This window comes from Butyrivibrio hungatei NK4A153 (assembly GCF_000424465.1).
Lineage (GTDB): Bacteria > Bacillota > Clostridia > Lachnospirales > Lachnospiraceae > Butyrivibrio > Butyrivibrio hungatei_A.
In genome coordinates this window covers 5,367-16,683 of record NZ_KE384197.1, presented here as the reverse complement: position 1 = coordinate 16,683, position 11,317 = coordinate 5,367, and the positions used below count along the sequence as shown (strand labels likewise).

General features: G+C 35.0%; 11 protein-coding genes. All 11 read left to right on the top strand.

Annotated features, from left to right (window positions below; genetic code table 11):
• Window positions 1-999 (top strand): RHS repeat-associated core domain-containing protein (locus G628_RS17580; protein ID WP_034501015.1); only part of this gene is annotated, 999 nt, incomplete at its 5' end.
• 919 nt (window positions 1,000-1,918) lie between these two features.
• Window positions 1,919-2,662 carry a hypothetical protein gene (locus tag G628_RS0114085; RefSeq protein ID WP_026668156.1) on the top strand — a complete coding sequence of 248 codons (744 nt, stop codon included), beginning with the start codon at window positions 1,919-1,921 and terminating at the stop codon, window positions 2,660-2,662.
• Between the two features lie 404 nt (window positions 2,663-3,066).
• On the top strand, window positions 3,067-3,291 hold the full coding sequence (locus G628_RS0114075; RefSeq protein WP_026668154.1) for a hypothetical protein: 225 nt from the start codon (window positions 3,067-3,069) through the stop codon (window positions 3,289-3,291).
• 53 nt (window positions 3,292-3,344) lie between these two features.
• On the top strand, window positions 3,345-3,833 hold the full coding sequence (locus tag G628_RS0114070) for a hypothetical protein (protein WP_026668153.1): 489 nt from the start codon (window positions 3,345-3,347) through the stop codon (window positions 3,831-3,833).
• Window positions 3,834-3,991: 158 nt separating this feature from the next.
• Window positions 3,992-4,357: a hypothetical protein gene (locus G628_RS0114065; protein ID WP_026668152.1), complete on the top strand. Its 366-nt coding sequence runs from the start codon at window positions 3,992-3,994 to the stop codon at window positions 4,355-4,357.
• Window positions 4,358-4,550: 193 nt separating this feature from the next.
• The gene (locus G628_RS0114060; protein WP_026668151.1) at window positions 4,551-5,723 is read left to right on the top strand and encodes an RHS repeat-associated core domain-containing protein; all 1,173 of its coding nucleotides are present in this window, start codon (window positions 4,551-4,553) and stop codon (window positions 5,721-5,723) included.
• Window positions 5,724-5,762: 39 nt separating this feature from the next.
• On the top strand, window positions 5,763-6,305 hold the full coding sequence (locus G628_RS0114055; protein WP_026668150.1) for a hypothetical protein: 543 nt from the start codon (window positions 5,763-5,765) through the stop codon (window positions 6,303-6,305).
• Window positions 6,306-6,517: 212 nt separating this feature from the next.
• Window positions 6,518-8,425, top strand: coding sequence for an RHS repeat-associated core domain-containing protein (locus G628_RS0114050; RefSeq protein ID WP_027209395.1), 1,908 nt, complete (start codon window positions 6,518-6,520; stop codon window positions 8,423-8,425).
• 58 nt (window positions 8,426-8,483) lie between these two features.
• Window positions 8,484-9,134, top strand: coding sequence for a hypothetical protein (locus G628_RS0114045; protein WP_026668159.1), 651 nt, complete (start codon window positions 8,484-8,486; stop codon window positions 9,132-9,134).
• A 73-nt stretch (window positions 9,135-9,207) separates the two neighbouring features.
• The gene (locus tag G628_RS0114040) at window positions 9,208-10,602 is read left to right on the top strand and encodes an RHS repeat domain-containing protein (protein WP_026668160.1); all 1,395 of its coding nucleotides are present in this window, start codon (window positions 9,208-9,210) and stop codon (window positions 10,600-10,602) included.
• A 14-nt stretch (window positions 10,603-10,616) separates the two neighbouring features.
• Window positions 10,617-11,045 carry a hypothetical protein gene (locus G628_RS0114035; protein WP_026668161.1) on the top strand — a complete coding sequence of 143 codons (429 nt, stop codon included), beginning with the start codon at window positions 10,617-10,619 and terminating at the stop codon, window positions 11,043-11,045.
• Window positions 11,046-11,317 lie beyond the last annotated feature (272 nt).

Below are 11,317 nucleotides of genomic sequence, written 5' to 3'. Positions count from 1 at the left end.
AATATAATTCAGCCATTTGCTTTTACAGGCTATCAGGAAGATGAAGTATCGGGGCTTAAGTTTGCACAGGCTAGATACTACAAGGCAGAAACAGGAAGATTCCAGTCTGAGGATAATGTAAAAGGATTTATTATTAGTCCGTTTACGCTGAATCATTACGGTTACTGTTGGGAAAATCCGGTTAATCTTGTTGATAATGATGGAAATTTGCCTACAATTATTGGAGGAGCTTTAATAGGTGGTGCGATTGGTTTTGCTGGTGATGTGATATCTCAAGCTGTTTCTGGGAAAAACATAATGGAGATTGATTATGGACATGCGGCTGTTACTGGGCTTAAAGGTGCAGCGGTAGGCGCGGCAATTGGAGCAGGCGTTGGGGCTGTTGCAGCAATAACACAGACTGCAGTAGGCGGTTCAACTGGTGTTGCAATGGCAGCATCAATGACTAAGGGAGCAGCAGTTTGTGGAACAATGAGTGCTGTTATGGAAACTGGAACAGAGATAGTTACTAACGAAGATCATAGTATAAATGTTGGCCAGATTGGAGTCGCCGGGGTGGGTGGCGCTATTGCAGGATTGATAACTGGTTCAGGCATAGGAAGGGCTGCGTCTTCGTGTCTGAATGCTGTAAATGCTGCAGTAGTATCAATAGTCAATGATATACAGAAAGGTGAAAGCACTAAAAAAATAATTTATGATGCTTGTGTAAGTGGAATAATTGGTGGAGCTGCTGGATTTATTGGCGGAGATGGAGCTGCAAAGGATGCTTATGACGTGGGAGAACATTTATATTTGTTTAAAGCAAATGGAAAATATGTTTTAGGGCAGGCTAAAAAGATAAATATATTGCATCATTTTGTAGATGGTGCGAAGTATATTAGTGCACAGCTTGCAAGGGGATTAGTGATTGCGGCAGGAACCACACTTATTGGCTCACCGCTTGTTACAGTTGCATCAAATCTATACAATGATTCCCCAAAGGAGGAATGCGGTGAATAATTGTTTTTTTGTTTTGTTGATTTGGCTGTTTGTTTTTTTAGCAAGCGGAATTACGGAATATAGTGGTAGGGGATATGATTATCCCGCACCTAGGTGGTTAAAGAGATTAGGAAATCCTTTTTCAACAAAAAAAGAATATCTTTTATCAATGGCTTTGTTGCGTGTATGCAATAACATATTACTAGTAATAACAATTGTTGGTTATTTTTTTAAACATAATTTAAAGAATTATTGGAAAGTTGCTGGTGCCAAGTATAGTATTATAATAATAATCTTATGCTGTGTTGCAATCATAATCGAGGAAGTGTTTGCTATAAATATTAAGATTAAACGGAACAATAAAGCTATTGGGGGAAATATATATCTTATTTGTTTTTTTTCTTTTGGATGCATATTTATGATATATATGTACTGTAGTTTATTGATGCAGCACTAAATAAAGTCCATCCCGGAGGAAATGCCAGAATTTTTGCATACAGTGACGGAAACATAAAAGCAGTTTATGACGATAGAGGAATAGGGTCAAACTTTACTTACGATGACAGAGGAAACGTTGCTACAATAGCAGATCCTGACGGAGTAAAGACGAGCTATAAGTATTACGAACTTAACCGTGTTGTAGAAACAGTTTCTGCTGACGATGCAAAAAAATTGTATAGCGTTAAATAAATATTTTCCAATAACGGAAGTTTAGTTGTTGACTTTGAACGAGCATTATTTGGAGTTAATGGATGCTCTGATATTATTCAAAATTATATTGTACAGATATTTAGTATAGTCAGACTGGAGATAAAAAGCCCGAGAGTATAGAGACTCTTGGGCTACTTCAATATTAGGGTGGGAAAATGGATTCATTTAAATTTTGACATCCAATAATGTTTTTGATTTCATTAATACTTTTGTATTGAGGAGAGCGTTTATGGTAATTTTTTGGAGCATTATAATAAATTTTTGTGTTGTTCTATGGGGGCCCTGTATAGCATTGGTTACTTTTGTGCAGAACTGTACAAAAAAAGTTTGCTCTGCAAAAGAAAGTCGAAATGCAAATATATTATCGAAAGCGTTAGGGGGACTGGTGCTATTTGGATTATTTGTTTATACACCTGATACTTTTAAAGAGTCATGGCAAGGGCTTTTGGATATTCCAACGATAATGATCAGTGAACATTGTTTTGGAATAATAGTTTTTGCGCTTTTGGTAATATTGTTATCTTTCTATATTATGATTTTTGGAGATAATGTAGGAGTTGAAATATTTTATAAATATGAGCGGGGTAGAATGATTGCTATTGGTATTCAACTAGTAGATAGTGCGATCATGATTGTGTACCTGTTTTTGATTAATGTAAATGGGAATATAAATAAGTATTATTGGAAATATATTCTTTTGTTGGATTTAATGATGTTTGCTGTCATTGTTATATTAGGCGCAATAAAAGTAGCATATACAAAAGATGGTGTATGTTTTGAGTATAATACGGTTATATCTCAGCGAAAGCTTTTTGTGATTGGCGATAACAAGTTTGATGTAGTTATAGAAAATGAAGATTATATAGTTAAAAATGGCGAAGAAGAAGTACGAATGAAAAAGCTTACGCCACGTCAAATAGAAGGTCTTGAAGAGTTTAGAAAATTGACAAGAGGAAAACAAAATGGAAAATGATAGAAAAAAATTATTTTTTTGTATGGCGATAGAAACATGTATTTATTTTGCTATAGGTGGAAGCTTGATTTATTTTGGCGAAATCTTATTTGGGAGCTTATTTTGCATTTTTGCTGTCTTTAAAATATTTTTTGTTATATTACAGATTAAAAAACGTAACAAGCAACAGAGCTAGACCATTTGGATTATATAATTTAGGAAATATATATTTGAAAATATTTTGTGAATACTAATTATACAAGAGTCGATATAAAAGCCCGAGAATATAGAAATTCTTGGGCTATTTTCAATATTATGGCAACAGCTTATACAACTCTTTGCTAAAATTAGGTTGGTATGGAATCAAGGATTTGAATAATGAATAACCGTATACCGTATAATAAGAATAAATGCGAGGTTAAGGTATGGATATTTTTTGGACTCTTGTAGTAGATATAGGTATTGTAATAGTTGCATCGTGCATTATACTTACTATTTTTTTACAGAATTGTGCAACTAAGGCGAGCTCTGAAAAAGATAAAAAAGAAGCAAATATATTAGCAAAAGTGTTAAGAGCACTTATGCTATATGGTATTTTCTTTTGGGATCCCGATATGTATATTGGAACGTTGAAAGCAATGATAGTGTAGCATAAGTATTTGTCTATTCAGGTTGAAAAAAAATTAGGGGAGTAATGTATAGTATGGGCACAAATATAATTTTGAAACCTAAATTTATAAAACTTGGTTACGTTCTTATTGGAGTAGTATTATTTTTAGCGGCAATAATATACCAAGAAGGCATTAAAAATATCAAAGAAAGCATTATTATACACGATACATCATATGTTATTGAGATGATCCTTATATTTGTTTTTGGATTTACACCTGTTATTGTTGCAATAATTATATATATATTAGCGTTTGGATCGATACGTATCATTATTGACGATGACAATATAACAATTAAGGTTTTAAACAAGGTAAAATATAAATTTAATGTGAATGAGCTTGACAAGGTCGAGCAGTTTTATCGCGTTGTTAAAGGCTCAAGGTTTCAGCAAACAGTAATATATTATCGTGGAAAAAAAATAAAATTGCTTGAGCATCCGAATGAGGGTTGGGAAAATTATAATACTTGGTGTAGATATCTGACTGAAAGAAAAAAACTTCAACGTGTTGATGATATTTGAGTGAAAGTGCAAGGAGCTATAGAAAATATGTAGGTGTCTGATTTTAAAATGATATTTTATACTTTGCAATGTGACATTACAATTTTTTGAAAGAGGATTGACGGCATAATGGAAAAAATAAAATTAAAGGCCGCAAAAATGGCAATTTTAATAGAATAATGGCTACAACATTTGCTTCCGCAGCGGCATGTTCACCAAGAGTATTCAGAGCGCTTGCAGGAGATAACGTTTTTGAAGCTATAATAAATGTTGCTATGTTTCTTCTATTAGTAGCAGCTATGGGATTTTTTCTTAATTTGATTATTAAGAGTTCGATAGTGGTTAAAGAGGACAGGTTTGTGATACATGCCGGATTATATTTCAAGACAATTAAGTATAGCGACATTAATCAGTGCTTCTTTATGGATGGTAAATTTGTTGTTGTGACCAGAGACAGAGAAATTCCTATACAAATTGCTATATTTGAGGATATGAGTGCTTTGTATGATGAACTAAAGAGAAATGGCATTGTGATCGAAGGATGATCAGATAAGATAAAAATTCCCTGATAACTTACGGCATATAGCGAAGTTATCGGGGGATTCCGCTATTAGCATTTGTAAGACCGGAAGAAAGAATAGAGTTTTTTGAAATTTTTCGAAGGATTACTATAACCTTCTTGAGAGAACGGTAAATGGCGAGACAGAGAGCTTTGTTTATGATAACAATGTAATCTCAATGTCAAAGAGCGGCAACAACTTCTATTACCTTCAGGATGAATTTGGCTCACCTATGTACATGACAGGAACAGATGGAGCGGCCGTAAGCGCATATGCTTTTGATGATTACGGTAGAAATATAGATCCGTTTACAGGAAAAGTGCGTAACGACAGAAATCAGAATGCATCAAATCACGCTTATACAACAAATGGCAACATCATCCAGCCTTTTGCATTTACAGGCTATCAGGAAGATGAAGTATCGGGGCTTAAGTTTGCACAGGCAAGATATTATAGTGCAGATAATGGGAGATTTTTAGGTGAAGATCAGATAAAAGGTTTTATTAATAGTGTTGATACGCAGCATAGATATATGTATTGTTTAAATAATCCAATAAATTTGATTGATGAAAATGGAAAAGAACCTTCAATTCCTGATCCAACTCAAACATTAAGTGGTCAGTCTGATGTTGGATTTTATCCAGAACCTAAGTCTGATGTTGGATTTTACCCAGCGCCTAAATCGAATTCAATGTCAACAAATGATTCTGCTAACAAATGTGAAGGTGAAGATAGTAGTGCAGGTATAACTTCTCAAGATGTTTCAACTATAAGCAAGTATGCTCAAAATGGTGTTGAAATCCTTAAAATAGGGCTTTTGACGGGGGCAAAAGTTTTATCGAGGCGTAGTAAACAGATAAGTGCTATGCTTCATTCGGCTAAAATAGCTAGACCTGGACGTGCTTTGAGTCATTATAGAAGTAATAATGCAGTAAGACGTTCTATGCGTGAAGCTGCAGCAAAAAACTTATCTAATGCTGAAAAAGCAACAAATATTGCGAAGAAAATTGATGACTTTGGAAAATATATTAATGTTGTTGCAGTAGCATTAGATGTTGGAATTGGTGTATATGATAATATTCAAAATAAACAACCTATAGACAGGATACTTTCTGATGCAACTGTTGATGCGGCTGTTTCTACGTTACAGATAGTTGCCACGACAGCAATTACAACGGCTATAGTGGGCTCTGGTTTTGGCATAGTAGCATTAGGAGTTGGTTTAGCAGTTAGTACTGTTGTTACAGGCTTGAGTGATGATTTGAAAATTTATAAAGGAAAAAGCTTAAGAGATTTAACTAAAGATGCAATGTATTATTCGATAAAACATTGGAAACCAGCATTGCTATAGGTTATAAGAATATTGAGAAATAGAATTGGAGAAAATGGTATGGTTCGTTTAAATCAAAAAGTATTTACAACATATATTATACTTGCTTGTCTTTTTATTGTAGTAGATTTGCTAATGCTGATATCTGCAGAGAGCAATAAAGTTAAAGAATTTATTTTAGCGGATGCAATAGTGTTGCTGCCAATAGTAGTTATGGGATTGATATATTGTAAAAAGGATATAACTGAATTTAAATTTAATCTTTTGTTGGGAATAGATTCAATTTTGTTTTGCGTATTGTTTCTTTTTATCATGTATCATCAAACGTCAATGTATAACATTGAAAAGTACAGGAGTATTATTGTTATCCTAATGGTTTTGCTTTTTATAATTGGCGGTATTTTGGGATATTTCAGGATAGGTAATAACTTATATATGGAAGCTGGAGGAGGAGTAGTTTTAGGAGTAAGTGCGTTGGGACATTTATATGCTAAATACTGCATCAAAAATATTAAATTCACATTGATAATATGTTTATGTGCAATTACGTATTTAATATTTTTTGGCATTGGATATCATTTCGGAAGTAATTATTCTGCGTGATTTTGTTTTTTGATTAAATCCTAAGCTCCTATGAATTTATACCAATGATTTAGTATGAATTTACGGGGGCTTTCGATTTATTATCATTAGATGGACAATTAAAAAACAAAATCATTTATGATGTCATTGCATCTTACTGATATCGATATGCCTACATAGAAAATGATATCTTAGGACGCCTTACAAAGGTAACAGACTTTAAGAACAGGACTGTGGCATACGAGTATGGCGCTACAGGTGAAAGAACAAAGCTCACATATCCTGACGGAAGAGAAGTTACTTATAACTATGATGAAAAGCTCCAGCTTTCAAGCATTATCGGAAACGGTGAAGAGACAAGATATACTTACGATGATCTTGGACGCCTTTCAAGTAAGACATTTGCAAACGGAGTAACTCAAGGTTACACATATATGCTGGGCGGAAACCTCGCATCAATGGAAAGTTCCGATAAGCAGGGAGTACTTGATAAATACTTCTATTCTTATAACAAAGCAGGTCTTATTGACGGCATAGATAGAAACAGACGCGGTCTTGATAAAGTATCGGGAAGATATGAATATAGCTATGATGCTATCGGACGTCTTACAAAGACAACGCACGATGGAATAACAAAAGCTGCTTACGAATACGACGCATTCGGCAACAGAACCGCTATGTCTGAGATATTCGCAGATACAAGCGAGAATATAAAGACAGCGTATACATACGACGTTCTCGACAGACTCATAGAGACTAAGGAGCTTAACAGCTCTCAGGCAATCCTTAAGACCTACGATTACGATAACCGTGGTAATCAGACAAAGGAATTCATAAACGGCATCTTGCAAAAGAGCTTTACTTTTGATGCTACAAACATGCTCTCAAAAGTAATCGACAAAGACAAGGGAGAACTTGAAAACTTCTACAACGGACTTGGATTCAGAGTAACATCAACAAGACCTGAGGAGAGAATAGAGTACCTCTGCGATCTTTCGAAGGATTATTACAATCTCTTAGAGCGCACAGTAAACGGCGAAACAGAGAGCTTTGTTTATGATAACAACGTGATCTCGATGTCAAAATCAGGCAACAACTACTATTATCTTCAGGATGAGCTTGGCTCTCCAATGTACATGACAGGTACAGACGGAGCTGCCGTAAGCGCATATGCTTTCGATGACTTCGGAAGAAATATCGATCCGTTTACCGGAAAGGTAAGAAACAACAGAAAACATAACGTGCAAAAACACGCTTACACAACAAGCGACAACATCGTTCAGCCTTTTGCGTTTACCGGTTATCAGGAAGATGAAGTGTCGGGTCTTAAGTTTGCTCAGGCAAGATTTTATAGTGCGGATAATGGCAGGTTTATTGGTGAGGATCAGGTTAGGGGATTTGAGCAAGTTCCAGAAACACAAAATCATTATTTGTACTGTTTAAATACACCGATAATAGCAATTGATAGAAATGGTAAGTTGCTACATTTACTTATAGGAGCAGCTGTTGGAGGCTTTGTAAATGGTGGATTGGAATATCTGGATCAGAAACTAAGCGGTGAAGAGATTGATTGGAAAAAGGTTCGATTAAGTGCCGCTCAAGGTGCTATTGAAGGAACAGCAATTGCAACTGGATGCGCAGGATTGGCGATGGGCGTGCAGTTTGTTACAGATGCAGTGTTTAATAATGCTAAGGACTCTCTTGATGGAGAACTTACTACTGAAGAAAAAATAAGTAATGTTATAGGTGCAGGAGTTAATGCATTAGCAGTTGGTGGTATGATGAAAGCTACAGGAATTTTAGCGAAGAATGCACCCAAAATTGCTAATAAACTATTTCAAAATGGTCAGCATCCTGTTTTAGAAAAAATTGCATCGGAATTTATTGCTCAAGGTGAAATGGTTAATGATGTAAATGGAATTAAAGATATAGCAAAAGGCATTGGGAAGAATACTTTAGATTCTATCGCGAAGTATGCATTTAGCTATGCGCCGGATGCAATGGAAGCTGCAAAAATGGTTTTTTGTTATACTATGCAAGAACATGTAATTGATTTTGCTTACAATAGAATAACCGCAGGGGTGGATAGTAAAATAGATAATTTGGTTAACCGCGTAGGTGGTATTGTATGTGAGGGATAGCCGTATAAATCAATTTTTATGTTTTGTGTAAAAATCGAGAAAAGAGAGTGTATACAAAATGAGTATAGATAAAGTGACAGTTAATAAACGATGCCTATATAGTATTTTAACTGAGATAGTGTTTTTGATGGCACTAATTTATCTGATTTATATAGGATATGATATACATATAATGAAATGGTTGCTGATTTTTGCTTTTATTTTTGTTGTGTTAAATATTCCATTTTTATTATCAATAGTAAATGAGAAGATTACTTTTTCTGCTGAAGAAATAATACATGTTTTGCCAACAGGGAAAGTGCAAATTTATCGTTGGGGAGATGTTTGTAAAATATATTTGGATAGTTGCGGACAATACACCAATTCGATGCTGATCATAAAGCTATATAATCGAAAAAAGATAAAGCTTCCATTTTATTTATCTAACTATGGTCTACTAAAAGATTTTTTTGTTGAACGTGGAATACTTGGAATGTATTCTGATAGTCCATTATATTACTATTCAAATATGGAGAATCAGTCGCGATATATGTTTGATAAAGAAAATACAGTGCAATGTTTTGGCGAAAGCAATGTGGATATTTCAGAAGTTATAAGTAAAGTGAAAAGTGATGATTATTTACTTGCGGCAGATATATTGAACCAAAAAACAGATATAGGTATGAATGAATCATTTTTATATATCAGACAAATGAAAGCAATAATATAAAAATCAGGCAATCCTTAAGATTTACGATTATGATAGGAGAGGAAACCAGACAAAGGAATTTATAAAAGGTCTCTTGCAGAAGAGCTTTACTTTTGATGCTACAAACATGCTCTCGAAAGTAGTTGACAGAGACAAGGGAGAACTTGAAAACTTCTACAATGGTCTTGGATTTAGAGTAGAGTCTACAAGACCTGAAGAAAGAATAGAGTATCTTTGCGATCTTTCAAAGGATTACTACAACCTTCTTGAGAGAACGGTAAACGGCGAAACAGAGAGCTTTGTTTATGATAACAACGTGATCTCGATGTCAAAATCAGGCAACAACTACTATTATCTTCAGGATGAGCTTGGCTCTCCAATGTACATGACAGGTATGGACGGAGTAGCTGTATCATCATATGCCTTCGATGATTTTGGAAGAAATATCGATCCGTTAACAGGAAAAGTACGTAACGACAGAAATCAGAATGCATCAAAGTACGCTTACACAACAAACGGTAATATCATTCAGCCCTTTGCTTTTACCGGCTATCAGGAAGATGAGGTATCGGGACTTAAATTTGCACAGGCGAGATACTATAAGGCAGAAGTAGGAAGATTCCAGTCAGAGGATAACGTAAAGGGATTCATTGACAGACCGTTTACACTCAATCATTATGGCTATTGCTTTGGCAATCCTATAGTTTTGGTTGATAATGATGGTAATTGGGCGAAATGGGTGACAAAAGCTGCGAATGCTGTTGGAGATTTCTATAGTGATCATAAAGAGATAATAAATGCGACAGCTATAACTGCTGCAGCGGTTGGTATAACAGTTGTGACCGGTGGAGCAGGTGCGGGCTTAGCAGTAGGAGTGTTAAGTTTGGCAGGAGGAACTGCTTTTGGAGTAAATGCAGCGATTAATGGAGAGAGTTTTGAAAAAGGAGCTGCAAGAGGGATGGCAGATACAGCTGTTTTAATTGGTTCTTTTGCAGCAAATCCTGGAGGCGCAGTATTAGGTTTTGGTGGACAAGTATTTACAGATGTGGTAAATGGTCAAATATCATCGCCCGAAACATATGCAGCTGCAACATTTGGAGGGGCAATAGCTAATTCTGGAATTCCTTTACAGAATACGGTTGGTGGATTAGCGGGCTCACTCATGAATGATATGTTGGCTAATGCTGTTACTGAGGATAAGGTTTCTATAAATGAAATGATTAGAAAAGCTAAATGGGGGGCAATTGTTGGTGCAGCATTTGATGGAGGAGCAGCATTGCTTAAAGGTTTTGTTCCAGGAAATGTTAATGCGATGAGAGAAGCTTTGAAGAATCCGTTGTGGTTTTTACGAGAATTTGATCCACGAAGTATGGGGACAATTATAGATGATATAGGTAGAGCTGCTTTTGGTATTAATGGAGGCAGTAATATTATTATGAATTATTTAGATGTTCTTTTTACAGGTAAAGCACAAGAGTGTTTAGATTAGTGAGGAAATATATTATGGAGTATCAGAATATATTTAATAAAAAGTTTTTGGAAATAATGATTTTTCTTGTAGTTGGTATTATTTCTGCTTTGTTCTTTTTGATCAATAATTCATATTGGGATAATTATGAGTTTTTGAGAAACAATAAGGCAGCAAGGGTGGCGTATAAATTATTGATACCTGCAATTGTTGCTATGCATGTGATAATGGAAGTGATACCTATAGTAAAAGATAAACCACTAATTGATGCAAACAATTATGTTGTTGGACATGGAGTAGCATCTCAGGAAGTGGTAAGCGGAGTGTTTGGCATTTCAAATTCTATAATGGTTGAAATTGATGGAACTGAGTGTGAATATAGTGTGGTTGGACACTATGAGAAAATAAAAAAGGAGATAAAGTTAAAGTTACCTCTTTACCACATTCAAAGTATGCGGTTATAGAGCTTGAATAAGCAAAATAGAGCAATGGTGTTATTGCTTAGGTTTAAATGCGGTAAAACGGTAGTTTCAGCATATAGTGAAGCTACCGTTTTATAATATAATAAGACTAAGCTCACATATCCTGACGGAAGGGTAGTTTCTTATAACTATGATGATAAGCTTCAGCTAAGGAGCATCATAGGAAACGGAGAAGAAACTACTTATGCTTATGATAATATAGGTCGTCTTTCAAAGAAGACTTTTGCAAATGGCGTAAGTCAGGCGTATACATA